22 protein-coding genes, 1 tRNA gene and 2 pseudogenes are annotated in these 24486 nt (G+C 34.0%); 16 read left to right on the forward strand and 9 right to left on the reverse strand.

Features of this window, described 5'->3' with window-relative positions; all coding sequences use genetic code 11:
* Positions 1–70: 70 nt before the first annotated feature.
* Complete coding sequence (locus NBRC110019_RS12750) at positions 71–1339, reverse strand: porin family protein (protein WP_281755445.1); 1269 nt, start codon at positions 1337–1339, stop codon at positions 71–73.
* Between the two features lie 108 nt (positions 1340–1447).
* Positions 1448–2257: a siderophore-interacting protein gene (locus NBRC110019_RS12755; protein ID WP_281755447.1), complete on the reverse strand. Its 810-nt coding sequence runs from the start codon at positions 2255–2257 to the stop codon at positions 1448–1450.
* A 352-nt stretch (positions 2258–2609) separates the two neighbouring features.
* On the opposite strand from NBRC110019_RS12755, the gene NBRC110019_RS12760 reads away from it, so the two are divergent.
* The 6 genes from NBRC110019_RS12760 to NBRC110019_RS12785 all read left to right on the forward strand — a co-directional run bounded on the left by NBRC110019_RS12760 (position 2610) and on the right by NBRC110019_RS12785 (position 7253).
* On the forward strand, positions 2610–3062 hold the full coding sequence (locus tag NBRC110019_RS12760) for a 6-pyruvoyl trahydropterin synthase family protein (RefSeq protein ID WP_281755449.1): 453 nt from the start codon (positions 2610–2612) through the stop codon (positions 3060–3062).
* Between the two features lie 280 nt (positions 3063–3342).
* On the forward strand, positions 3343–4197 hold the full coding sequence (locus NBRC110019_RS12765; RefSeq protein ID WP_281755451.1) for a hypothetical protein: 855 nt from the start codon (positions 3343–3345) through the stop codon (positions 4195–4197).
* A gap of 47 nt (positions 4198–4244) precedes the next feature.
* Positions 4245–4724 (forward strand): hypothetical protein, encoded by a 480-nt coding sequence (locus tag NBRC110019_RS12770; protein ID WP_281755453.1) that lies wholly within the window; start codon positions 4245–4247, stop codon positions 4722–4724.
* A 59-nt stretch (positions 4725–4783) separates the two neighbouring features.
* The gene (locus NBRC110019_RS12775; protein WP_281755455.1) at positions 4784–5635 is read left to right on the forward strand and encodes a helix-turn-helix domain-containing protein; all 852 of its coding nucleotides are present in this window, start codon (positions 4784–4786) and stop codon (positions 5633–5635) included.
* A 78-nt stretch (positions 5636–5713) separates the two neighbouring features.
* The gene (locus tag NBRC110019_RS12780) at positions 5714–6622 is read left to right on the forward strand and encodes an NAD(P)/FAD-dependent oxidoreductase (RefSeq protein ID WP_281755457.1); all 909 of its coding nucleotides are present in this window, start codon (positions 5714–5716) and stop codon (positions 6620–6622) included.
* Positions 6609–7253 (forward strand): class I SAM-dependent methyltransferase, encoded by a 645-nt coding sequence (locus NBRC110019_RS12785; RefSeq protein WP_309297647.1) that lies wholly within the window; start codon positions 6609–6611, stop codon positions 7251–7253. Before NBRC110019_RS12780 ends, NBRC110019_RS12785 begins: the two co-directional genes overlap by 14 nt.
* 98 nt (positions 7254–7351) lie before the next feature.
* Here NBRC110019_RS12785 and NBRC110019_RS12790 read toward each other — a convergent pair whose 3' ends face one another.
* A complete protein-coding gene (locus NBRC110019_RS12790; RefSeq protein WP_281755459.1) occupies positions 7352–10489 on the reverse strand; it encodes an InlB B-repeat-containing protein in 3138 nt (1045 codons plus the stop codon).
* Positions 10490–11354: 865 nt separating this feature from the next.
* Between NBRC110019_RS12790 and NBRC110019_RS12795 the strand changes: the two genes are divergently transcribed.
* Together NBRC110019_RS12795 and NBRC110019_RS12800 are read left to right on the forward strand one after the other, a co-directional pair.
* Positions 11355–11639 (forward strand): hypothetical protein, encoded by a 285-nt coding sequence (locus NBRC110019_RS12795; RefSeq protein ID WP_281755461.1) that lies wholly within the window; start codon positions 11355–11357, stop codon positions 11637–11639.
* A 14-nt stretch (positions 11640–11653) separates the two neighbouring features.
* A complete protein-coding gene (locus tag NBRC110019_RS12800; protein ID WP_281755464.1) occupies positions 11654–12445 on the forward strand; it encodes a CPBP family intramembrane glutamic endopeptidase in 792 nt (263 codons plus the stop codon).
* 95 nt (positions 12446–12540) lie between these two features.
* Here the strand turns inward: NBRC110019_RS12800 and NBRC110019_RS12805 are convergent, their stop codons facing one another.
* The 3 genes from NBRC110019_RS12805 to NBRC110019_RS12815 form a co-directional block, all read right to left on the reverse strand.
* Positions 12541–12714 carry a hypothetical protein gene (locus tag NBRC110019_RS12805; protein ID WP_281755466.1) on the reverse strand — a complete coding sequence of 58 codons (174 nt, stop codon included), beginning with the start codon at positions 12712–12714 and terminating at the stop codon, positions 12541–12543.
* Positions 12714–13472 (reverse strand): enoyl-CoA hydratase/isomerase family protein, encoded by a 759-nt coding sequence (locus tag NBRC110019_RS12810; RefSeq protein WP_281755468.1) that lies wholly within the window; start codon positions 13470–13472, stop codon positions 12714–12716. Before NBRC110019_RS12810 ends, NBRC110019_RS12805 begins: the two co-directional genes overlap by 1 nt.
* A gap of 218 nt (positions 13473–13690) precedes the next feature.
* Positions 13691–15031 carry an MATE family efflux transporter gene (locus NBRC110019_RS12815; RefSeq protein ID WP_281755470.1) on the reverse strand — a complete coding sequence of 447 codons (1341 nt, stop codon included), beginning with the start codon at positions 15029–15031 and terminating at the stop codon, positions 13691–13693.
* Between the two features lie 200 nt (positions 15032–15231).
* Between NBRC110019_RS12815 and NBRC110019_RS12820 the strand changes: the two are divergent.
* The 3 genes and pseudogenes from NBRC110019_RS12820 to NBRC110019_RS12830 all read left to right on the forward strand — a co-directional run.
* Positions 15232–16035, forward strand: a pseudogene (locus NBRC110019_RS12820) (IS982 family transposase); the annotation flags it as partial.
* A gap of 96 nt (positions 16036–16131) precedes the next feature.
* Complete coding sequence (locus tag NBRC110019_RS12825; RefSeq protein WP_281755472.1) at positions 16132–17310, forward strand: hypothetical protein; 1179 nt, start codon at positions 16132–16134, stop codon at positions 17308–17310.
* Positions 17311–17405: 95 nt separating this feature from the next.
* Complete coding sequence (locus NBRC110019_RS12830; RefSeq protein ID WP_281755473.1) at positions 17406–17759, forward strand: hypothetical protein; 354 nt, start codon at positions 17406–17408, stop codon at positions 17757–17759.
* Between the two features lie 189 nt (positions 17760–17948).
* On the opposite strand, the pseudogene NBRC110019_RS12835 reads toward NBRC110019_RS12830, so the two are convergent.
* Positions 17949–18413 (reverse strand): annotated as a pseudogene (locus tag NBRC110019_RS12835) (IS1595 family transposase); the annotation flags it as partial.
* Here NBRC110019_RS12835 and NBRC110019_RS12840 point away from each other — a divergent pair.
* The 5 genes from NBRC110019_RS12840 to NBRC110019_RS12860 all read left to right on the forward strand — a co-directional run bounded on the left by NBRC110019_RS12840 (position 18389) and on the right by NBRC110019_RS12860 (position 22745).
* Positions 18389–18961: a hypothetical protein gene (locus tag NBRC110019_RS12840; protein WP_281755474.1), complete on the forward strand. Its 573-nt coding sequence runs from the start codon at positions 18389–18391 to the stop codon at positions 18959–18961. The pseudogene NBRC110019_RS12835 and the gene NBRC110019_RS12840 overlap by 25 nt on opposite strands.
* A complete protein-coding gene (locus NBRC110019_RS12845; RefSeq protein WP_281755476.1) occupies positions 18958–19770 on the forward strand; it encodes a toxin-antitoxin system YwqK family antitoxin in 813 nt (270 codons plus the stop codon). Before NBRC110019_RS12840 ends, NBRC110019_RS12845 begins: the two co-directional genes overlap by 4 nt.
* 503 nt (positions 19771–20273) lie before the next feature.
* On the forward strand, positions 20274–21068 hold the full coding sequence (locus NBRC110019_RS12850) for a universal stress protein (RefSeq protein WP_281755478.1): 795 nt from the start codon (positions 20274–20276) through the stop codon (positions 21066–21068).
* A gap of 9 nt (positions 21069–21077) precedes the next feature.
* Positions 21078–21151: transfer RNA gene (locus NBRC110019_RS12855), tRNA-Ala, on the forward strand.
* Between the two features lie 493 nt (positions 21152–21644).
* Positions 21645–22745: a Fic family protein gene (locus tag NBRC110019_RS12860; RefSeq protein ID WP_281755480.1), complete on the forward strand. Its 1101-nt coding sequence runs from the start codon at positions 21645–21647 to the stop codon at positions 22743–22745.
* Between the two features lie 145 nt (positions 22746–22890).
* On the opposite strand, the gene NBRC110019_RS12865 is transcribed toward NBRC110019_RS12860, so the two are convergent.
* Positions 22891–23784 (reverse strand): hypothetical protein, encoded by an 894-nt coding sequence (locus NBRC110019_RS12865; protein WP_281755482.1) that lies wholly within the window; start codon positions 23782–23784, stop codon positions 22891–22893.
* 38 nt (positions 23785–23822) lie between these two features.
* Entirely contained in the window at positions 23823–24224 is a 402-nt protein-coding gene (locus NBRC110019_RS12870) for a protein kinase domain-containing protein (RefSeq protein WP_281755484.1), read from the reverse strand.
* Positions 24225–24486 lie beyond the last annotated feature (262 nt).

Genomic DNA, 24486 nt, shown 5'->3' on the forward strand with positions numbered 1-24486 from the left:
AATAATAATTATAACAAAAAAACGCTTTTATATTTCTATAGAAGCGTTTTTGTATAAGCAATTTATAAGTTTAGAATACTGTATACCCAACCATTAAGGTTAACGAGTTATAATTAGACCCTACACCAGCATAATCAACAAATAAGTTTCTATCAAACAAGTAGCGTACACTTACGGTATATTTATCATATTTAAAACCGGTACCTACTGTATAACTTAAACTAGGTTTAATATCTAATTCTTCATAAACTTCCCCGTTACTTCTTTTTAAAACAAAGCTACTACCAAATTGAAAATCAAATGAAACGGCAGCATCAATAAATACTTTAGATTTAGAATTACCTCTTTTGTCTAAATACAGATAATATCTTGCACCTAAAGGTACTTCTAACGATTTGTAATCTATATCTGCATTTAACAAACCACCAGATACAAAACTAATATTTTTAGTATTAGTAGTAGTGCTTTTGTAGCTATTATACATTAACTCTGCAGTTAAGGCTACTTTATTTCTATGAAAAGGTAATACAAACTCCCCCTCTACCCCTACTCTTGGGGCAATCTCACTATCAAAGTCAATACCATAACTAGGATTTGAAAAACTAAGACTACTACTTTGGGCACCAAGTTTTACATTAAGGTTTACACTTTTACCTTTTTTCTTCTTTTTATTACTTGTAACTCTATTACCACTTTTACATCTATTGTAAGCATTAAAAAAGTTTATTAGGGACTTCTCTTTATAATCTGTTTTTTTAATAAGGGCTAAATTATTACCGCATTTTAAATTGACATACAATTGTTTTCTAAACTCGTTATTTTCAGCAATTTTATCATTATATTTCTTAATCATTTGAGAGTTATCATCTTTTTCTTGATCAAGATACTTCTTATAAACAAGTAATTTTATAGGAGCTGAACCTACATTGTATAAATACGATTTAGGCACATATTTATCTTTATATAGATACAAGTTAGCTTCGCCTTCTACCAAAAATTTTAAAAACGCTGTAATTGTTTTATACTTAGGTTCTTTATTTTCGTTTAAATTTTTAAGAATTGTACTAGAAGTATCAATAGCTACGGTTGCTCTCTGGTATTTTACTCGGTTATATACACCAAACTCTTTTACATTGTCTATACCAATAGTTTTGGTATCACCTTTTAACGAACCTCTATAATTAAAATCAACCGGATTGTTATTCCACTCAACATATTTAATAAAGCATTCTACTTTTTCATCAGAATTGGTAATATAATACCCTTTTTCATAATTAATTTGGGCATTAACAACAGTTACCGAAACTATTAATGCTAATAGTAAAAATAATTTTTTCATTTATTTCATTTATTTATTATGGTTATTAAACACTGTTAAAATAGCACTTTTATACTAAAAAAAATTTTTCACTTACATATTCAAGAAAAATATGTAATCCAAAATATATTATTCAGTATGAGATAATTCCTTACGGTCTTTAGCAGAAGCATCCTCTGATTTTCCATATTTCCAGTAAGAAAAAGCATACCAATTTTTACGTTCTAAGCCAGATACTTTTCTAAGCTTTTCTTGCAATTGTTTAACCACAGTAAACTCTGCCGCAGCATAAACAAACGTATTGGCATCTATTACTGCAGTAGCAAAAGCATCTAGTATATTAGTTGTTGTTCCCGGATTTGAATTTATTAACCAGTTTAAGGTAACCCCATTTGGCTTGGTTAATGGCAACATATCTTCTTTACTATACACCTCTAATAGAACTGTACCAATAGCATCTTCTGGTAACTTTTCCAATAAAACACTAATTACAGGTACAGCGGTATGGTCGCCTACTAAAACATATTTCTCTGCGGGTAAAAATAATGGTTTACTTTTAGCTTTCATTAATACTCCCAGTTCATCTCCCTTCTCTGCATGTATTGCCCAAGAAGATGCCGGTCCGGTTTCTCCGTGCATTACAAAGTCTATAGCCATTTCGCCTTTTTCTAAATCTAACGAGCGTAAAGTATAGGTACGTACCCAGAAATCATCACTATTAAGTCTGCCACCTCCCTTTTGTTCAGGTAACTCCAGTTTCTTGGTTTTATCTTTAGGTATTAAAATTTTATTATTGTCGCCTACATTCGCCTCTGTAAAATTTTTTAAATCTGCTCCTTCTAACACAACACGTATATAATGTGGCGTACTATATTCTTTATACTTTACAGTAAGTACACCTCTCATAAATTGTGGTTTCTGCATCATCTTAGTTTCCATATACTTTTATTTTTTTACAAAGTTCGTAAAATCTTTTTTGTTGGCATGTTAATTTTACACTTCCACTTGGTACATTTACACTATGTACATACCCAACCACTTAACACATCCTATTTAAGTACATAAATTTACGACTGACCCCGTTGTAACTCCTAAAGAAACAAAAACCTTTAACGAGCTTATTTACATTTACCAAGGTAAAGAATGGCTAATAAAAGATGGAGTAACAAGCGAATTTACTGGGGTGTCCTATTTTCAATAATAAATACCAAAAATAAGTGCGCAAATGTAGTCTGATATTGAATATGCCTGTCAAAAAAATGTACCTTTGCGGTTTAAATATTTTTAGACCATGAGCACCATTAGAATTACCAAACAGTTTAGCTTTGAAACCGGACACGCATTATATGGATATGACGGAAAATGTAAAAATGTACACGGACATAGTTATAAGCTATCGGTAACCGTAATTGGTACCCCTATAAGCGATACTACAAATGCAAAATGTGGGATGGTAATTGACTTTGGCGATCTTAAAAAGATTGTAACCGAAGAGATTGTAGATGTATTTGATCATGCTACCGTTTTTAATAAAAATACCCCTCATGTAGAGTTAGCAGAGGAACTTGCAAAACGCGGACATAATGTATTATTGGTAGATTACCAACCTACCAGCGAAATGATGGTGATTGACTTTGCTAAAAAGATTAAGAGCCGTTTGCCAAAAAATATCAAATTATTTGCATTACGTTTACAAGAAACCGATTCGTCTTATGCAGAATGGGTAGCAAGTGATAATGCTTAATCACTGTCTAGATACCAAAATAACTAAAAAGGTACTTGAAAAATGAAACCAAGCGGAATTGTATTAAATATTATTTAGCTTTCTACAGTTGTGTATATTATTAAAATTACAACTCCCGAGGGTGGTGTGTATAACAAGAAGGTATTAAAAAGATAGACTGCCTAAGAATGATGCAATAATTATAATAATGCAAGTGCCATACCATGTGTAAAGTAGAAATAACTTACATTTATCTCGGATTATTATAAATAAAAAGTATATTTATAGTAGATTACCTACTATGCGACTAACCATTATACTACTCACCCTTTTTGTTACTATAAATGTACAAAGCCAGGCAAATGATTTTGAAGGTGCCGCTTACAATATTGGTATAGGCTCAGTCTTTAGCTCCATCGGAGCCATTATAAATAAAAAAGAAGACGTAACTCTTGGGGCTACCATTAAAAAAAGTCTATGGCAAGGGGCTGTTGGCGGGTATATAAACTTTGAAGCTAAAAGACTCCTGCGTAAAAACATTTACAATGATCAATGGTATTACTATTGGGCTGCTAATACCCTTAACTGTATAGGTTCCTCCATTACCGAAAATGCTGCTTATAACCGTGGCATGTTCGAACAACTCAACTGGCATATTGCTTTTATGCGATTAGAATTTAAGCTAAAAAACAACCTGAAAGTACACCCTAAATTTATGCTAGTAGAAACGGGTAGCTTTCTTTACAATGCATCTAAATTTAATTTTGAAGCTAAACAGAGTCTCAAAACAGGACATATGATCTTTTCTGCAGATTATTTAGGACATAACATTTATGCCCTACACAATGCCGGAAACATTCTAGTCATAAAAAGTCAGCTTACCGATGAAAGAAACTATGTGCATGAAATTATTCACCGTTATCAGCGTGATAATTACATTGCTTTAAATTCTTATTACACCCCATCTATAAAAAACTGGCTTAAGAATTATAAATGGGGGCGTTTTTTAAACAATCATACGTATTTAGATTTTCATAACCTTATTATATCTGCGGTGAGCTATTCATTATCTGAAAGTAACGACGAGTACTATGATAATATGTTTGAACATGAGGCGGGGTATTATTCTCATACGCTATATTTTTATAACAATTAATAGCTTTCACCTAATTTTGTATATTTAAAAGTTAAAAATGGCTGTATATGAAAACCAAAACAGGTAAATTTTTAATGAAATCGCTATTCGTGACCCCCTTTACTTTTTTGATTCTCCTAATTAAGAATATGAACCACCCCAATAATTGGTGGATGTCTCTGCTATTTGGAATTCCGTTAGCGCTTGCCATTATGTTATGGCAATTATACTATTATGAAAAATTCAATTCTGTGAGTCAGACCGATTTATTAGAATCGGTACATCAGCACACACTAGATAATAACGAAGAAACCTGGGAAACTATTAGAGCTAAAATACACAACGGTTTTGAAAAGTATACAATAGAGGAAGACCATGACGGATATATAGTAATAAACCTGAAACGCTTTTTAATTCCGTCTGTACTTAAAGTTATACGACAAGATAATTATATTAAAATTACCATAGAGCGTACCTTTTTTAACTTCATGCCCGACAGTGCTAAAAACTACAAGACGCTAAAAAAGCTACTGCATAAACTAAATTAGTAATTACTCATTTTTTAAGCGAAATATAGGCAGCTTAATTTTGTAATTTTACAATTGCTATGAAAAAGACACCCTTAAGAACCATAAAAGAACCCGAATATTCTGGTAGTTTTGATATTCGTGATGTGCAGAAGCTACTCCAAAATTCTGAAATGGTTCAGGATCTACATAGGCATAACTTCTTTTTTATTTTGGTTTTAGAAGTAGGAATTGGGGAACACAGTATAGACTTTGTTTCATACCCCGTTGGTGATTATTCAATATTTTGCATGCGCCCGGGTCAAGTGCATCAACTCACTTTAAAAAAAGGAAGCAAGGGGTATCTAATCCGTTTTAATACCGACTTTTACAGTCCTAAAGAAAACTTAGGTCGCAAAATGTTTCTAAAAGCATGCAGCCATAATCATTGTAAGTTATCATTCAATAGTTTTAAACGTATAAACGCTATCGCATCAAATATTTTTATAGAACATACCGATAAACCCGAGAACCACCAAAAAGTTATTGAATATTATCTAGATATCTTCTTTATAGAAATGGCCCGCCAACATGCCTATTTAGTTGCAAATAAAAATAATAGCACCAATTATACTCAAGAACGATTACATGAATTTATGGTCTTATTAGAAACTCACATTTTAACTAAAAAGAAAGTAACAGACTATGCAGAAATGCTTCATTTAACCTCATATCAATTAAATACCATTACTAAAAACACCTTAGGCAAAACGTGCTCTACTATTATTAATGACCAAATTATTTTGGAAGCCAAACGAAATCTATTAGCTACCACAAATCAGGTTAATACAATAGCCTACCAACTGGGTTATGAAGATACTTCTTATTTTATTCGGTTCTTTAAAAAACATACAGGATACACCCCTGAAACATTTCGTCAAAATTTTAAATAAGTCCTGTTTAATTTTAAAGTTGTCCTATATCTTTCATATAAGCTTCTGCTACTTTTGATACACTAATATTTGTATCAAATGAAAAGTAATAACAGTTACGATGTACTAATTATAGGAGGTAGCTATGCCGGACTTTCCGCTGCAATGTCATTAGGTAGAGCATTAAGAAACGTTTTAGTAATAGACGGTGGTAAACCATGTAACAGGCAAACACCATACTCACATAATTTTTTAACCCATGATGGGAAAACACCTGCTGAGATAGCAAAACTTGCGAAAACTCAAGTGAGTGCCTACCCTACCATATCATTTACTAACGCTATTGCTATTAACGGAAAAAAAACAGCAGTTGGTTTTGAAATTGAACTGGCATCGGGTAAAATTGTAAACGGACAAAAGCTTATTTTTTCTACAGGAATAAAAGATGTATTACCAGAAATAAAAGGAATACAAGAATGCTGGGGAATCTCTGTCTTACATTGCCCCTATTGTCATGGTTATGAGGTACGCAATATGCCTACCGGAATTTTAGGAGATGGAGATTATGCGTATGAGTTTGCTAGATTTTTAACTAATTGGACACGTGAAATTACGATATATACCAATGGGAAGACCACGTTAAAAGAAGATCAACTGCACGTACTGCAACAGCACAAAATAACCATTGAAGAGAATAAAATTGAAGCATTACTACACGAACAAGGACAATTAAAAGCCCTTCTATTTAAAGACGGAACTGAAAGCAGTTTACACGTTCTATATACGCATGCTCCTTTTGAGCAACATTGTAGTATACCACAACAATTAGGATGCACGCTTACCGAGCAAGGATATATAGAGGTTGATGAAATGCAACGTACCACTATAGCCAACGTTTACGCTTGCGGTGATAACTGCTCACCCAAAAGAACAGTAGCCAATGCCGTAGCATCTGGTGGAATTGCAGGAATGTTACTGAATAAGGAATTTGTTTTTGAAAACCTTTAAAATAGAAATGATGAATGATTGGTTAAAAAGATGGGAAACCCGATACAAACAACCCGAATATGCTTATGGTGTACTACCTAATAAGTACTTGGAAAAACAACTTACGATAGTAGGTAAAGGACGTATTTTATTTGCTGCGGAAGGGGAGGGTAGAAATGCCGTGTATGCTGCAACTAAGGGCTATAAGGTTTCGTGTTTTGATATTAGTACTGAGGGAAAAAACAAGGCATTGCAACTTGCTAAAAACAACCAAGTACAAATAGAGTACAAGGTAGGAGAATTACCCGATTTGAATTTTGAGCCCGAATCTTTTGATGCCATAGTGCTTATTTATGCACATTTTCCTGTACAACTAAAATCACAATATCATAAACTACTACACACCTATTTAAAAAAAGGAGGGATTGTCATTTTTGAAGCATTTAGCAAAGCACATGTAACATACAAAAAACAAAATCCTACTATTGGAGGACCTTCAGATGAAGAATCTTTATTCTCAATAGCGGAAATACAATCGGATTTTTTTAACTATGAAATTATGGAGCTAAAAGAAACCACTGTAGATCTTAATGAAGGAAGGTATCATAAAGGTAAAGGAAGTATTATACGCTTTTTAGGCAGAAAACTATAAACTAAACTATTTCGAGATAAGTCTCGGAGTATTTAATCTCAATTATTAAGTAAATAGAGAAAACAGCAGAGAGTTATCCCTGCTGTTTTTAAGTATTATTAAAACTTCACGAGTTGATGTGTTGAAGTTCCTTCTTCTGTAAACACTTTTACAAAGTAATGTCCTTTTTGTAAAGCGTTTAAAGAGATGTTAGAAAATGCTTCGGTTACTACCAATACTTGTTGCCCTGTTACATTGTAGAGTACTACTCTTTCAATACTAATAGATGACAATATAGCAATAGTAGTACGCGCCGGGTTAGGGTACAGCTTAATAGTACTGTCCAACGTATTCTTAGAAAGTAGTTCTTTCCCGCCTGAATTCATTTGCCTGGCTGAGGAACAACTTGCAGCACTTACACCATTTCCGGTAATTTCAAGATAATCAATATTACCCAACCCTCCCGATGAAGTTGCCTCTAATACAATATCGTTAGTGCCAGAGGTTAAAGTAACCGTTGTAGATACAGTACTCCAGGTTGTCCAATTGGTAGTTGCCGGAAAACTAAGGCTACTAACAGCTGTAGCATTGTTAACTACAATATTTGCAGGTCGGTCTGTTCCACCACCATTGGCATAGCCAATAACCAGGGTGGCACTTCCACCTGATGCAGTAACGCTATAACTAATACTGTTTCCACTAGCATTGTCGGTATTCGCAAATCCGGTGCCGGTATAACCTGAGTTATTATTATCAACAGAGCCATCTACACTACAAAATCCGCTAGCGTTTTCTTGTATGGTAATCGTAGTACTAGTGGTTGGTATTTCGCTAAACGTGGCAGTAATAGATTTATCAGCATCCATTGTTATAGTAGTAGGATTACCCGTGTAACCACCACTCCATCCATCAAATTGCCAACCAGTATTAGGTGTTGCCGTGAGGGATACCGAAGTCCCTTCGTCATACGTTCCACTAGAAGGAGATACCGATCCCTGCCCTGTAACAGCAGTAGTAAGATTATATGTTGTGGTGGTAGTACCGGCATATTCCAAACTCATATAGTAAAGGTTGGCTACATCGCCTTTAGTAAGGGTATGACTACCAGATGAAACAGTCGTAGTAATAATTCCAGATGCAGCAGCATAATTAGTTCCATCAATTTTAAAGTTACCGGTAAAAGTGTCATTAAATACAAGTGTTAATGTCCCTTCTTGAGATGCCGTAAAATTAACGCTCGTACTCGATTCAATTTTCATGCACTGCGTTAAGGTTAACCCTCCGTAATAAACAGTACCTTTAGAGGTAGACAGACTTCCGGAAATAGTATAGAAACTACTACTAGTTCCCGATTCGGTAAAATTATGAATTTCATCTCCTCCGGTACCTCCTCCTCCATCTTGGGTAAAAACAGCAGTCACTGCTTTATCGTCATCCATGTATACCGTGGTAGTTGTGCTGGTACCGCTGGCATCTCCGCTCCAGTTACTAAAAGACCATCCACTTGCTGGGGTAGCTGTTAAAGTGGCTGTAGTACCATCATCATAGGTACCTCCTCCGCTCACCGTACCAGAGCCAGAAACCGTAACTGTTAGGGTATAATCTCCTCCCGGATTTACCACAACTCCACCATCACCTTGAACGCCCACTAAACTTGTCTGATAGTTTAATAAGGCCGATTTTAGAGCTGTATTAACATCAGAATCGGTATCATCTACACTATTATTAAATGTCCAGGTAAAGTCACCGCCATCCATACGTCCTGCATATTGCATTACAGTAGTACGTGCATTGGCAGGTGTTTGGGCAGTATACGTGTACATTACAGAAGAGGTATTAAAATTGTTATGGCTGTTGCCTCCGTAAGAAGAAGTTACAGAACTAGGCATGTTATCAGTAGGATTGGTAACCACGTAAGCATCAAAGTCAACTGTAGAATTTGTATAGTTGGTATCTCCATATGCAACAAATCGATGTTCACCAATCATGTAGTTATTCGCTGCTTTAATACTACCACCGTCTTCACTTGAAAAAGTGGCATTATCGGTATCATTAGCTTGCGTACTATCATCATAAATATCAGATCCTTGCATAGAGGTAAGCATAGGAAACTTACAATTTCTAAAGTAGTTGCTTTCTACAAATAATGAAGAACCCTTTGTAGAACCCGCCCCATATTTAGCATTCCCATCGTAGTAATTATTGTAAATATGAGCAGAGTAGAAACGTACTCTTGGATGTCTGGAATCGGAATGGTCATACCAGTTGTGGTGATAAGTAATATAAAGTCCGGTAGTAGTACCTTCGCTTAATCCAAGTAAGTTCGCTTTCCCTGAATCCCAAAAGTGATTATAAGAAAAGGTAACATAGGTAGATTTTTTACAATCTAATGCTCCGTCTCCTTTCGCCTGATCGGAGTCACCACCTGCATCTCCGTAAAAGAAATCACAATTATGTACCCAAATATAATCGTTGTTTTGTTGCAGACCAATATTATCGCCTTCACCACTGTTACAATTCATTAAGCCAATGTTTCTAATTTCAATATTAGTTGCATTTTTAATACGTATGCCCCAACCATCTGCAGTAGCATCGTCACCAATACCTTCTAAAGTAATATGGCTGCTTGCATTCTTATCGTTTTCAACCACAATATCACCGTTCGACATGTATGAGAAATCCGTTATTTGTCCAATGAACCTAACAATGAGAGGACGATTGTCATCTCCTTTTTTAAAGCCCTCCAGAATTTCCTGCAAACCAACACACGGATTGGAGTTAGCGCCTGTAACATTTAAGCTAATGACGTCTTTGGTATTTTCTGTAATGTATAGAATAACTGCTCCACTCATAGGAGTACCATCAAGATTATAAGCTCCCGGTATTCTACTATTATTGAATGAAAATCCGGTTCGGTCATGGGCTGTCACCGTAATAGAAGAAGTAGTTGCAGAAGTGCCTTCAGTACCTGAGGTAACAGGTGCTACCGTAATGGTATAGGTTCCGGCCTGTAACCCAGGAATATCCACTCTATAATAAGTACCATAACTTCGTATTAGTTGGTCATCAACAGGTTCATTAGTGTATCCTTGTCCGCTATAGTATACATTATAGCTATCGGCACCAGATACCGGTTGCCAAGTAGCAAAGGCGGTTTCCATCCAACCAGAGGCTTCGTTAAAAGTAACAGATTGAGCATTGCTTATAGAAAAGGTTATAAGCAAAACAAATAAAATTTGGATTGGTAATTTACTCATGATAATTTAATGTTTTTAAATGTTAATGTAATCATCTGTTGATGTGTCAGATGTTTACTTTACGGATTCACTACCGTATTGATTATAAAGGAAATATGTAATATAATCCTTGAGTAGGGGTGATAAACAGGGCGTATTAAACCTAGGCCAAAATACACCTATCGGTGTTGGCTATAATAAAATACAGGGCGTGTGTCCGCAACATATTAAAGGGTCCGGAGCAGCTGATGTAACAAAACCGTTTCGTATAAATTACGGTGGCGAGTTAGCAGAAGATATACATTTGTTCATGATTATAAATAATTTAAAGTTCGAAATATTTTGGCAATATATAACCTGCTGTAGCAATAGAAATTACCCAGAATAATAGACACTGTATAAGAGAAATTTACAACCTATTCAGGAGGTTCTAACAGTTTAAGATTTAATGTAATCGATTGCACAACTCTATAAAAGAAATGATAAGCGTCGGGGATTAAGTAAAATGAAGTTACTTTTTGAAGTACCATAACATTATAATTTAAGATATGTGGCTATTAAATTGTTCAATATAATTTCACGAAATCGTTTTCGTTAATTGTTATTTTTTTTAGACCCAAATTGTCTTATTTTTACCTCTATGTGATATAGTGAAGGATCAATGATTAACACGAAGTTAAAATTAATTTTTCGCAATTCAAAGAATTTATTTTTAAGGATATCACTTTTTTTATATAAAACCGTTCAAAACCCTTGTAAAGACTGAGTTGTTGTTGTCTAAATATTTTACTACGCTATTACATAGAAAAGGAATGTACAAAAAATGAGACATTAAATAATATCCTGTAAGATTTATTGTATATTTATGTCGAAATCAATCAAAAACATGCAAGAAATATTATTTTTTGACCTACCATGCTTTTATGGTTTTAGCAGTGCAAAACTTACTGGTGTTGTGGTAGACCATGCCTCTAAAGTAACCATTTCTTATGGTACTAGTTGGGCGGCAAACGGACAAGTCGGAACTACCTCATCAGAAACGGATTCCTATATACTGGAAGCAGCTACCAAACCAACTAATGAAAGTTCTTTGATGCACACCGCCGGCAAGCAGATACGTATACCTACATACACAGGTTTATTAGAACTATATAAAGAAAAATGCCATTGAACTAACCATAACAGATGAAACGCCCTATTATGAAAAACACCTATAGAATAATACTTATTGTAGCTATTGCTTTTATTGTTTATGTTACCGGATTCCGTACCTTTTTTAGTGCTTGGAAAAATAGTATTGATCTTACCATAGGCAGTATGGGTGTTAGCCATATCATCTGCTATGTTTTGATGGGTATTCCACTGTTTACAGGCACCTTACTTATTACCAAAGGAAAAGGATTTTTTACCGGAATAGGACTAAAATCGAACGCCATAAAAGGTATTTTAATCACCTTAGGATTTACCTTACCTATGGGCATTGGGAGTGCTATTTTTTTCAATTTTAATAACTATGTAAAACTCGATACTATTTTGATAGGTGCCGTAGCAGCTGCTTTTTTTGAGGAGCTGTATTTTAGAGGATTCTTGTTCGGACTTATATTTAAAAATACTAAAATCGGATTTATTCCGGCTATATTTTTAGGGGCTGTGTTATTTGCTATGGGGCACCTTTACCAAAGCAACAATATGGAAACCTTAATAGGTATTTTTACTATGACCTTTATGGGGGCTATTTTATTTGCTTGGTTGTACTGCGAATGGAATTACAATTTGTGGGTAGCCATAGGAATGCACTTTTGGATGAACCTGTTCTGGATGTTATTCTCGGTTTCTGAAGATGCCTTAGGTGATACTATGGCAAATGTATTTAGATTCACTACCATTGCACTAGCAATAGGATTTACCGTCATCTACAAACTCAAAAAAGGAAAAAAACTAGAAATAAACAGGTACACTATCTGGATGAAAAAGTAACCCTCCTCGGCATAAGCCCAAGAAGCATTTATTAAGTGTCCCATTGCTATTGAGAGACAAATTGCAAAGCATGTACTCAGTCAGCTATGAACTAGCTACTCTTTACGTCTTTTCTTAAAGTACGAAAACATAAGGTAGGCAAACGCCGCAATAATAGTGATAGGTAATAAATACCCTATAAGTACCCCTATAACATACGAGTTATCGGGGGCACTTTTTATTTTCTCATCAATATTTGGCTGCTGCAGTAAGATAATAATCAAATTCATCACTTATTATTTTTAATTTTGGCCAATGCATTTTTGGTATATGGTGAAAGTACCAATCTTGCCGAAATTTCAGCATTATATACTAGCATTTCTTCCCAATCTTCTGTACCCTTCCATAATGTATGTTTCATAGCACGTAACGCCTTTATGTTATACACTGCTAATTGCTCACTTAACATAGCTATTTCCTTATCGGCATCTGCTAAAGTAGGCACTACCTTTGTGTAGAGTCCTTTTTCTAAAGCCCATTGTGCACTTTTCCATTCCAAGGCATTTAAGGTAAGCTCTGCTAAAGCCGTTTTTCCAATTTTTCGATCTACCGCAGGGGCAATTACAAACGGACCGATACCTATGGTAAACTCCGATAGTTTTACATGGGCAGCCTCGGTAGCAATCACATAATCACAAGCAGCAATAATACCCACTCCGCCACCAACAGTTTTCCCTTGTACTTTACCAATAATAAGCTTTGTACTGGTACGCATCGCATTCAATACCCCGGCAAAACCACTAAAAAATGCAATCGCATCTTCTAGAGTATTCAATGCTAATAATTCATCAAAGGAAGCTCCTCCACAAAACGCACGGTCGCCTTCACTTTGTAAAATAAGTACAGAAATCGTTTTATCTATAGACACATCTTCAATAGCACTGATAAGTCTCTTTAGCAATGCTATAGGAAACGAGTTCCCCGCAGGATGCCCAAAGGTTATGGTTGCAATGGTATTTTCTACTGTTGTTGTTACGGTTCCATTCATAAATAGTAAGATTTGCGTGGTATTCTTAAATTTCTTCAAAACACATTGTAAAGAAACTTCATTAATGAGTAAAAATAAAAAATAAACCTATACGAATGACACTATCAAAAGTTAATACCTATTACTAATAGCTATTTTAGGAATATAATTAACTACTAATAAAACAAATAGACCGCATTTAAATGGTCTCAAAAAAACAAAAAAAACATTTTTTTATACTAAGAAACCTGCAAATATTTGCTTCTAAACTTTAGTACCGGCCCTACCGAACGTACCAGCATCCATACCGTAAAGGCTATCCAAATACCATATAATTGTAAGCCCATATAATGTCCTATAAGTACGGTAGGTATAAATCCTAATGAGGTTGCTATCACCAATACGTTTCTCAGAAACTTAGCCTCGCCCAAACCTTTAAAAATACCATCGAACATAAAGGCTATGGTATTAATAGGCTGCATAAGCAATACTATCCAAAACACAGAGTAAAACTGACTAAGTACTAGTGGTTCTTTGGTAAACAGCTCCCCTATTTCGTTATACACCAACGCACAAACGGCAATTAATATAGCAGCCACTAGTAAGGCATTTTTACAAATATCAATACTTAGGTTCCATAACTTTTTATAGGCTTTTTCACCCAATAATCTGCCCGATATAGCATTTCCGGCATTGGCATAGCCATCAATAAAAAAGGAAAAAAAAAACCATACCTGCATTAAAATACTTTGTGCGGCAATTACGTTTTTACCGTATCCTGTTGCCAGCCTACTAGCCACCACCATTGCCACATTTAAAAAGAAGGTACGTATAAACAAATTAGCACTCATAACAATAAGTGGCTTTAAATTTGGATTAAACACCCTACGGACTTTAAAATTAAAGGGAGTTCTATACACAAAAAACAACACTGCTATAACCAGCATAATCAATTGCGAAATAACACTAGCAATGGCAGCTCCCTGCAAATGCATGGCGGGTACATAGCCCTCTATGCCGTACACCAACAAAAAATCGAGTCCTATGTTTACGGTAGCGCCGGTAATACTGCAAATCATAGCCCAATGCGTATTTTGCATTCCTCTAAAAACTCCAAAAATAGCAAAGGTGACTAAGGTTAACGGATACCCCAACGCACGTATTAAGTAATAGCTTTTTGCATACTCCAATACCAGTCCGTTGGCTTCAAAAATATAGGAGAAAATAAAATGCGCACCCACAGTGGTAATTACCAATAACACCAAACTCAATACCAAATTAAGTGCTATAACCTGCGGCACCAAGGTTTTTACAGCATGCAAACGTTTCTCGCCATAATGACGTGCCACCATAGCCGAAATAGCGGTTTTGGTTTGTGCCAAAATCCAGATAAGAGCCGATAAAAATGAACCCACAATACCTGCCGCTGCCAACGCCTCTACCGGATGTTCTTTTACATTGCCAATAACAGCAATATCGGTAATAGAAATCAATGGTTCTGCAATACCCGCCGCAATAGCCGGTAGCGCCAGTTTATTAATCTCAAGAAAGCTAACTCTATTGGGGTGTGTTTTAATCATACCGGCAAAGGTCGGGATTTTTAAATCCCATTTACAAAAACAACAAACAGAAATAGCCCAAATGTTGACAAAATCAGAGCCAAAAACATTAAAAAACCTGATCGTTCAAGTAAACTCAACATTCTTAAAATGAATTTCAAAACATCCGCTTTATTATTCTAAAAATTTGGTAAACAGCATATTGTAAAATGGATTATTTACATCAAATACGCAAACCTAAATTGAGAGATAAACAACTCATTGCCATGGATCTAACATCAGAGTATATGGGTATTGATAGCGAATGTCAACTTTTTCGAATTTTACCTGCTAGTTTATCCAGCAAAATAGAGCAGAGTGTCTACAACAGAAGAAAGCGTAAGTTATTTTCATTTAGAGAATCACTTCGCAAAGCATTGGTAAAGAGGCTGAATAAATCTGAGCATTGTTATATTGTTGACAGTATGCCTTTAGAGGTCTGTAAATTATCAAGAAGCTCCAGAAGTAAGATATGTAAAGAACAGGACTACAGTCTGCCCGAAAAAGGATATTGTGCGAGTCAATCAAGTCATTATTATGGATATAAACTGCATGCTGTCTGTTCTGCACAGGGTGTTATAGAAAGTATGGATATTAGTCCGGCATGTGTGCACGATATCAATTACTTAAAGGATATAAAGCACCAATTACGTGATTGTACATTGCTTGGTGATAGAGGGTATTTGTAGGCAGAATACCAATTAAATCTATTTGAATATCATAATATTAGGCTTGAAACTCCTATGAGAACAAACCAGCATAACTATAGGGAACAGCCGTAGGTTTTCAAGAAATCCAGAAAACGTATTGAAACATTATTTTCTCAGCTCTGTGACCAATTTATGATTCGAAGGAATTATGCTAAATCTTTTGAGGGGTTCAAAAATAGAATCTTATCCAAGATTACAGCAATGACAGTCATTCAATATATAAACATGTTTGAATTCAACAGAAATATCAATAATCTAAAAATCAATATTGCTTAAATGCACAACGCATAAAAGTAGTATATTATTTGATTACAACAAACAGTATTTTTTTGTTTTTATACGTATTTTTATGCGAAATAAATACTGATTATTATGAAAAAAATATTTTATTTACTGTTATTATCGGTCATTACATTTTATAGCTGTAGCGATACTTCTCAAAATTCAGAAGTTTTTAACAATACAGCTTTGGAAATTTTCGGAAGAAGTTATGATTTTTATAATTACAATAATTTTAACTACGATCTTACCTATACCTCTTCTGATAAAAGTATTAACTCTCATATTTTAACCGTTAAGAATGAGTTTTCGTCTATAGTTCAATCCTTGAACAAAACTTATAACTTGGGATTAGATTCTACTCAAGTTTGGGCTGTAACATTTTATGGTAAAGGTATAAATCAGAAAATCGATAAAAATATTACAGGCTTATCGGTTTTGGAATATTCTGAAGGTGGGTTCTATCAAAGAATGTATAATATAGATCAAGAAATTGTAAATCCGGTAACTGATTTTACAAGAAGCTATATTGGTCCCGTATTTATAGAAAGTTTTGGTTATTTTGGTTATGAGTCTAACGATCAAATTAATTCGTTACTTGTTGTTTTTAGGGGGGGTGAAATAGAGGATTCTTCTGAATTTTTGAGTAAACAAAATGAGGTAGAAGAAGTCGATTATGATTTTCACATGGCAATATTGGAGCAATATCCAATAATTTTCACAGAAAAATATTATATACCTCACTATTGTTCGGTTGCCGATTGTGATTCAAGTAATAATGGTTTTTGTGGGATATATTCTGGAGAACCTGATGTGAGTTGTAAAAAAAGTTCATATATCGATGATTGTTGTTGTGCAAAATCTTATGCGGATAGCAATTTACCTATAGATCCTACGATATCTGCTTTTGGGGTTGATATGTATGATATTCGAGATAATGTACTATCTTTATCTTCAAGGGGGAGCGATTATAAGGATTTTTACGAGAAAATCGGATATGTTTTGAGGGTTACCCAAGAATTTGATAATAACCCGCAGCGTACACAAGATGTAATTGAATTTTTATTGCAAAAGTCTCATTCATTTACTCAGGCATTATCAAATAATGTTGTTATTACTTCTTCTGACTCAGCGTACATATTATCGATTATTAGTTCATATAGAAATTTAACAACAAATCATGAGTTCCAGAGGATATTGAATACTATAGAGGCTGATGTTACATATTTAACTAATAAAAAGAAATCTGAAATAATAACTTATTTTATGTAATGCATAAAATTATGATAAAGAAAAATCTTAAATTATTCTTCTTTTTGCTATTCATAGTATTCATACTCATTTGCTTTACTGTTAATAAGAAAGCTTTGGATTTACCAGGTATTTATGTAAGCAAGAAACCTAGTTTGGGAGAAAAAATGTCTATTATGTATTCTAAGGGATATTATAATTTTGTCTATACTCCTGAAGAGAATGATACGCTAACGATAGAAGAGAACGGAAAATTTAAATATTCTTCGGATTTTTGTAAAGTAGGACTTAAAGGTTATGATGGTGATTGGGAATTAAGAAGTGATAGTTTGTTTTTAGATTTTTCGTATAAAACTCATAATTCTAGAATTTTTATTAGTCAAGGAAATTTACTTTATACAATCGAAGATTTTAGTCTGTCCGGTAGCAATGAAACAATGAAATGTATAACACTACTAGAGAAAAGGTGATTATAAAGATTTGATAGAAGGGAGAGTTTAATACTCTCCTTTTTTATCTAAAATCGTCAACCTATTTAGGGCGACTCAAATTTTTTATTTAATAGGTTAATTTATAATTTATGTATCAATATTAACCTAAAGATGTTGTTTTGAAAATGAGGATAATTAATTCATTTAAAATTGTTATTGTATATCCGTTTAATGTCCATTAGCTGTAACGCTTGCCATGACTAGCCTATCGAAGATTCTATCGCCAAAATATCTTCTGTTGAGCTTATAAACGAACTCATTGAGATATAACTGTAGGTATTTAGCCTTTATTTTGTGGTATGTTCCTGCAAAATTCCGTTTTGCATTGCCGATAGCTATATGTACCCACTTTAAAGTATCTTTGGTGGTTTGAGGGCTGGACTTTTCACTGATGTGAATCTCCACATAATCCGCAATGTCTACATAAGATGTGCTGTCATCCGTAAAAACAATAGAACCTTCATTTTCAATGGCTTTTTGCAAAGCATCGTCCACTCCTGCTGCTTTATGGTTACCAAGTACTTTAGCCTTAAAATACCTGCATTGTCGCTCTACTTTTCCGGTAGCTACATCTTCCAATACCGTACTCTCGGCCATAATCATTACATTTGATTTGGTCTTGCTTCCACGTCCTGCTTATTGCACATGAGGTAGGGCATGCGTTCGGTTTAAGACATACATTTGAATATAATCAGACGGCTATTGATGAAGATTACCAAAAAGCAATTCAAAAATTAGAAAATGATAAAAAGGAACAGCTCTCGTCTAAGAAAAAAAATGTAGATGGCAAGAAAAACAATTTGAAAGCAATATTATATGATAGATTAGAAAAAGAATTCATAGACGCAAAAAATAATTTTAAATTCGTCAAGAATAGTAGCCTTTCGGATATTGATAGAATTATTTCAACAGATTATAAAAACAGGAAAATTGATTTTGAAAATCAAGGACGTGAAAAGGCTGTATTAACAAATGAACAGAAAGAGCTTAAGTTTAAAAATATGAGAGAGGCTCTTGATAATAAAAGACTAAGAGAATTAGAAAAAACTTTAAACCTTGAGCAGAGTTCAACTGAAGAAAATTTTATGGATTATAAACTTGGCCAACGCAAAAGCTTTTGGTATTGGCAATGGATTGAAATGCATTGCAATAAACAACCATTAAAAGAACATATATTATGAACAATAAAATAATCGGATTAATATCAATTTGCTTAATTCTTATTTCGTGCAATTCTGTAAAACAAATATCAAAAAATAATAGCACAAAAATTCTTTTTAAAAACATTAATGAAGATGTTGAGGAATTTGACGGATGTGAAGTTACGGTTTATAGAAGTTTGAATACAGATAGTCTACTTAATGGTAAGTATCAAATTTGTTACAAAAAAAGGAAAACAATATTCGCCAATTTTTTAGACGGAAAATTAAACGGATTAGTTGAAACATATGAAAAGAGGGAGTTGATACATATTTGCGAATATAAAGATGGCTTAAAGAATGGCTTACAAGTGAATTATTACAAGTCTTATTCTTCTAATGAAAAAAAAGAAACTGTACATAAAACAATTACCAGTTATAGAAATGGTTTGATAAATGGGATACAGAAATGGTATTTTGATAATGTTTTAACTATAACGCAGGCTTATTCAAACGGTATTCAAGAGGGTAAAAGCTATTTTTTTGATAATAAGGGGGACACTCTCGATATAATGACATTTTCCCCTATTAAACCATTAGAAGGTAAATACAGAGTAGTAAACCATAAAGAGTATGATGATTCCTACCCTTTTAGAGGTAGTATTGAAGTTATCTCTAAAAATGAAACTATAAATGAACTTAGTCTTTTTCTTTCAGTTGATCCAGGAGTAGACAATTGCTGTAGGGAGAAGTTAAAAGGAGCATATTTATTTTTAACTATCTCAGGTGATTTTGTTTTCTGTTTTAATGCTTCTTCTAGTATTCCTGACGATGTCTTTAAACTTGACTAAAAAAATTTATTATAAATACTCTGAAAATGGCAGGCATTTAGGAAGTAGTTAAGTTGGTTAGAGCTCTTGGCTGGCAGTCAAGAGGTCGTGGGTTCGACTCCCATCTTCTCCATAGTATACAAAACCTCTACACCTTGCGTATGGAGGTTTTGTATTTCAGGTACACCATTTTTTTAAAAAACTATCTTCTTTCTCTTTTCTGTTAATTTCTAATTTTAGAGATATGGAAAATAATTGACAACATAAAACCGACCTCAATTTGAGTATAATTCATACTATTATACTTGAATTTGCATCAGAAACCGGAGAACTAAACCACTTCGGGGCAAGCTCACGAAGCATTTAATCTTAATTATGGAGTAAAAGTAGCACGTGAGTCACTTGTGTGATGCTGAAACACCTCTAGCATGCATATTTTATGATAATTCATAATACAGAATTGTTAGATTTCACCTCTTGAAAATTAAAAATAAAATACTACTTTTATTGAAAACTAGCCAATTATGAAAAACATTCTGGTTCCCGTAGGTACTTCGCCTAATGCCGTGAAAACGTTGCAATATGCTATTGATTTTGCGACCGATTTTTACTGTGATGTGTATGTTATGCAAGCCTATACTGTATTTGCAACTATGGGTATGAACTCATCTCACGAGGCGGTGTCTAAAAGTAGTACCTACCAATTAGACGAGGTGATTTCAGCAATAGATACCAAAGATGTGCAAATAAAAAAACTCACCTTTGAAGGCGGCGTTTTAGAGGCGATACAGAAAATAGACCAAGAGCTTTGGGTAGATCTTATTGTAATTGAACCTAAAAGTATCGATATACGAGACGAGGTGTACCTTGGTAAAACCACCGGTAGCATTATTAAACAAACCAATATACCTACTTTAATTGTGCCCGAAGATTACAAACACCACCCTATTACGTCTATACTCACTGCGTTTAAATCGGGCATTGTAAAAAACCGTATTCAGTTGGTGCCGTTAAAGGAAGTAAAAGAAAAATACGATGCCACGGTTGAACTGCTATTGGTAAAAACGCCTGGGTATGAAGAGGAAGATTTATTGGTAGATAGCGGACTTAAAGAACTAGGAAACGGTTTAACCACAGTAGAAAGTGCTACTACTTTTCAGGGGATACTACAACACATTCAGCAACTTAACCCCGAAATGCTTTGCGTGTTTAGAAGAAAACGCGGATTTTTTAGCAAATTATTGGAAAAAAATGTAATATTGAAGCGTGAATTTCACTGCAGTATTCCGCTGTTGGTATTACCAGTGAAAAAGTACTAAGAACTTATTGGGGATGTAGCTCAGCTGGCTAGAGCGCTTGACTGGCAGTCAAGAGGTCGTGGGTTCGACTCCCATCTTCTCCACCTTTATTATGAAGCACTTACATGTTTATTGTGAGTGCTTTTTTGTTTTAGGCACAACATAGGTACACTATTTTTTAAAAAATTATCTTCTTTCTATTCTCTATTAATTTCTATTTTAGATACATGGAAAATAATTTACACTCTCCTTCAGCTTATTTTAAGCATATTATAAAATACTCATAAATGAGTAAAACTTAATCAGATTTATTTGATTAAATTTAGTGTTCATGTCTCATAATAAGAAATATGATTCATGCAAAACAGGCTTTTTTTAGTCGTTTAAGAGACGGCTTTTAATCGCACCATATTGGAATTGAGACTTTTGATGCTAAGTATGGACCTAAAAAGGTAAATGAATTAAAGCCTTTAGGAACTTTAATTAAGAAACATGAAAACAAGAATACTTCTCTGTAATAGCAAATGAGCCAATTAAACCTATTAATCGGCTCATTTTTTTATTATATTTGAGCCGATTAGCTAAAATAATCGGCTCATGATGTACAACTGGCAATATAAAAACTGGCCTCAGTTTGAGTATGATGCATCAGCCATAGATGCTATTGTACTTGAATTTGCAGCGGAAACCGGAGAAGTAAAGGGTATTATAGATTCCTTACCATCCGATTTTCAGCAGGAAACTGTATTGCAGTTTATGATAGATGAGGCGATAAAGACTTCTGAAATTGAGGGGGAATATTACAGCCGTAAAGATGTAATGTCGTCTATTAAGAATCGTTTGGGAATGGGTGAAACCACTCAAATTAGAGACATCAATGCCAAAGGTATTGCCGAACTTATGGTAAAAGTTCGTGAGCATTTTGCCACTCCACTAACGGAAGGATTGCTTAAAGATTGGCATGGGGTATTATTTGCGAAATCTAGAGCTATACATGGAGGTGCTTACCGAATTGGAGATGAACCCATGGTTATTGTTTCCGGCGGCTACGGTAAAGAAGTAGTGCATTATGAAGCACCACCTTCTAAAGGTATTCCAATTGAAATGGAACAATTTGTAGCTTGGTATACAAGTTTTACTACTTCTCCAAATAATATAAAAGCAGCACTGATAAAAACTGCCATAGCGCATTTGTATTTTGAAAGTATACATCCGTTTGAAGATGGTAACGGACGTATTGGTAGAGCCATTGCTGACAAATGTTTATCGGAATCTTTAGGCCGACCTTTAGCAATTAGTCTGTCTACAACCATAGAGCAAAATAATAAAGCCTATTATGATGCTTTACAATTGGCGCAACAGTCTTTAGAAATTACCGACTGGATTGTATACTTCTGTGAAACTATGTTAGCGGCACAGCAGTATGCGAAACAATTGATTCGATTTACACTAAGTAAAGCAAAATTTTTAGATGTTCACAGAGACCAATTGAATGAGCGCCAACTAAAAGTAGTGCTTAAAATGCTAGACAAAAGAATAGAAGGTTTTGAAGGAGGTATGACTGCCAAAAAGTACATGGCAATTACCAAAACCTCTAAAGCAACCGCCACCCGTGATTTACAAGATTTAGTAGATAAAGAAGTGTTTACTTCTATAGGAGCCGGTAGGGGTGTTAGGTATGAGTTAGTGATTGATTAGGCAGCAATTACAGTTGTTATAGCTCTTCTTTTAATAGTCAACTTTAAAATAGTACTACTGCTAAAAACAACAAAGTCGCTCTAAAGCGACTTGTATAATTGATCTTTTGCCGTTATTCAGGTGTTGTGCAACGGTTACCATTGTTCTACGCAGTTTTTTCTTTTTTAATTTTATACTTTACTTTATTTATCAATTCTTGATACTCTGCTAAACTCATTTTATTTTGGATTACATCATAAGCGTTTAATTTCCCTTTAAGTTCATTAATAATAGAAGTCTTTTTTGTGATTAGGAATTTACCTTTTAAGAATCTACCAATTTCTCTCAAATTATCATTTTCTTCCTGATGGAAATTTCCTTTATCATCCATATATATTCGTTCTTCGTTTTCGTAAACTCTTTTATTAAATAACGGTTCAATTTCATCACACTCTAAGATAAAGTAACTAAAATCTAAATCTCCAATTGATTCGAAATAAAGCGCTTTAGGTTTTAAGAAAATGTCATTTTCAATGAATAAATAATCTTGTTTAATCTCGATTTTATTAAAATCATTGCCACCACTTTTTGGGTAAAAGCAATGATTTAAATTGTCATATGATTCAAATATTATTTTTAAAACATTATAAATCTCCTTCAAGTCATTCCATTGACAACACAATGGAATTGAAACAGGAAAAATTCTAGTCAGTGCATCTTCCCACTCATATGGATTCCTCTCGTAATAATCATCATTGCTAGAATGCCAATATCTGAATTTTTCATTGAACTCTGAAGCTGTAGGTCTTTTTTGAGGGTCGTTATCTGTGGATTGTTCAAGAAGTCTATTTAATAACACAATTGAAAAATAATACCAATCTCCGATGTAATGCATTTTATTGATATTCACTTCTACAAAATTATCGATTGATATATTGCTATTTGAAATATACTGACCATCAAAGCCCAACCATTGTTCAGTTAAAATCATCCAAACAGTTTTTGCAAAAGAGTATATATCAGCTCTTTTAAATTCTGCGACAGACGAAATCCTTTTCATTTCTGGTGCTATTGTCCACCTTGGCCCGATAGATTCGTTTAATGCAGAAACCTTTTTTTCTTGGGAAAATTAGCTAATCTAAAATCTGAAAATACAGGTTTTCCGTCTATAATTAAAATATTATCAGGCTTTATGTCTCTATGGGTTATATCTTGTGAATGTAGATATTCAATAGCATCACAAAGTTCAAATATGATTTCAAATACTTCTTCTATTGTAGCAGTTTTGATAAATTCTTTGAAAGGGATGCCAATTGGCATTATATAGTATGGATAATCGTCTTTATTTAATTCCGTTGGAAAGTGATGTTCAATAATTTCAATTATCCCTTTTTTCTTTTTTAAACTGTTTAAAACTTCTATTTCACTTTTAAATCTTTCGTATTTTTTTTGATTTGATATTTTTTTAAACTTTTTTAGCAAAAAAATTACCTTCAGCATCTTCTACTTTGTAAACTATACCGTTACCACCTTTTCCAAGTTTTTTTTTTGATTTGATATTTCTTTTTTTCCAAGTTTTGTGTGGTTTTTCAAATTGCGTAGAACGGTAAATTGTATGAATAGTGGCAGATTTCGGGCTTCTTTCCTGTCAAACCGCTACAAAGATTGAGCGGGGTATAAACATTGATATTTAGCACTTTGCCTGCCATTACTTATACAAAATGTGTGTACCCAGCATGGGCATCTTTATCCTATCAAATAT

This window comes from Neptunitalea chrysea (assembly GCF_027924145.1).
GTDB classification, from domain to species: domain Bacteria; phylum Bacteroidota; class Bacteroidia; order Flavobacteriales; family Flavobacteriaceae; genus Neptunitalea; species Neptunitalea chrysea.

Bases quoted from the DNA above. Each gene is read 5' to 3' on its own strand.
- NBRC110019_RS12800 (WP_281755464.1), top strand. From the start codon at position 11,654: ATGAAACGCCCTATTATGAAAAACACCTATAGAATAATACTTATTGTA.
- NBRC110019_RS12750 (WP_281755445.1), bottom strand. From the start codon at position 1,339: ATGAAAAAATTATTTTTACTATTAGCATTAATAGTTTCGGTAACTGTT.
- NBRC110019_RS12795 (WP_281755461.1), top strand. From the start codon at position 11,355: ATGCAAGAAATATTATTTTTTGACCTACCATGCTTTTATGGTTTTAGC.
- NBRC110019_RS12790 (WP_281755459.1), bottom strand. From the start codon at position 10,489: ATGAGTAAATTACCAATCCAAATTTTATTTGTTTTGCTTATAACCTTT.
- NBRC110019_RS12860 (WP_281755480.1), top strand. From the start codon at position 21,645: ATGATGTACAACTGGCAATATAAAAACTGGCCTCAGTTTGAGTATGAT.
- NBRC110019_RS12770 (WP_281755453.1), top strand. From the start codon at position 4,245: ATGAAAACCAAAACAGGTAAATTTTTAATGAAATCGCTATTCGTGACC.
- NBRC110019_RS12815 (WP_281755470.1), bottom strand. From the start codon at position 15,031: ATGATTAAAACACACCCCAATAGAGTTAGCTTTCTTGAGATTAATAAA.
- NBRC110019_RS12810 (WP_281755468.1), bottom strand. From the start codon at position 13,472: ATGAATGGAACCGTAACAACAACAGTAGAAAATACCATTGCAACCATA.
- NBRC110019_RS12780 (WP_281755457.1), top strand. From the start codon at position 5,714: ATGAAAAGTAATAACAGTTACGATGTACTAATTATAGGAGGTAGCTAT.
- NBRC110019_RS12850 (WP_281755478.1), top strand. From the start codon at position 20,274: ATGAAAAACATTCTGGTTCCCGTAGGTACTTCGCCTAATGCCGTGAAA.
- NBRC110019_RS12760 (WP_281755449.1), top strand. From the start codon at position 2,610: ATGAGCACCATTAGAATTACCAAACAGTTTAGCTTTGAAACCGGACAC.
- NBRC110019_RS12765 (WP_281755451.1), top strand. From the start codon at position 3,343: ATGCGACTAACCATTATACTACTCACCCTTTTTGTTACTATAAATGTA.
- NBRC110019_RS12775 (WP_281755455.1), top strand. From the start codon at position 4,784: ATGAAAAAGACACCCTTAAGAACCATAAAAGAACCCGAATATTCTGGT.
- NBRC110019_RS12845 (WP_281755476.1), top strand. From the start codon at position 18,958: ATGAACAATAAAATAATCGGATTAATATCAATTTGCTTAATTCTTATT.
- NBRC110019_RS12865 (WP_281755482.1), bottom strand. From the start codon at position 23,784: ATGAAAAGGATTTCGTCTGTCGCAGAATTTAAAAGAGCTGATATATAC.
- NBRC110019_RS12870 (WP_281755484.1), bottom strand. From the start codon at position 24,224: ATGCTGAAGGTAATTTTTTTGCTAAAAAAGTTTAAAAAAATATCAAAT.
- NBRC110019_RS12755 (WP_281755447.1), bottom strand. From the start codon at position 2,257: ATGGAAACTAAGATGATGCAGAAACCACAATTTATGAGAGGTGTACTT.
- NBRC110019_RS12825 (WP_281755472.1), top strand. From the start codon at position 16,132: ATGAAAAAAATATTTTATTTACTGTTATTATCGGTCATTACATTTTAT.
- NBRC110019_RS12805 (WP_281755466.1), bottom strand. From the start codon at position 12,714: ATGAATTTGATTATTATCTTACTGCAGCAGCCAAATATTGATGAGAAA.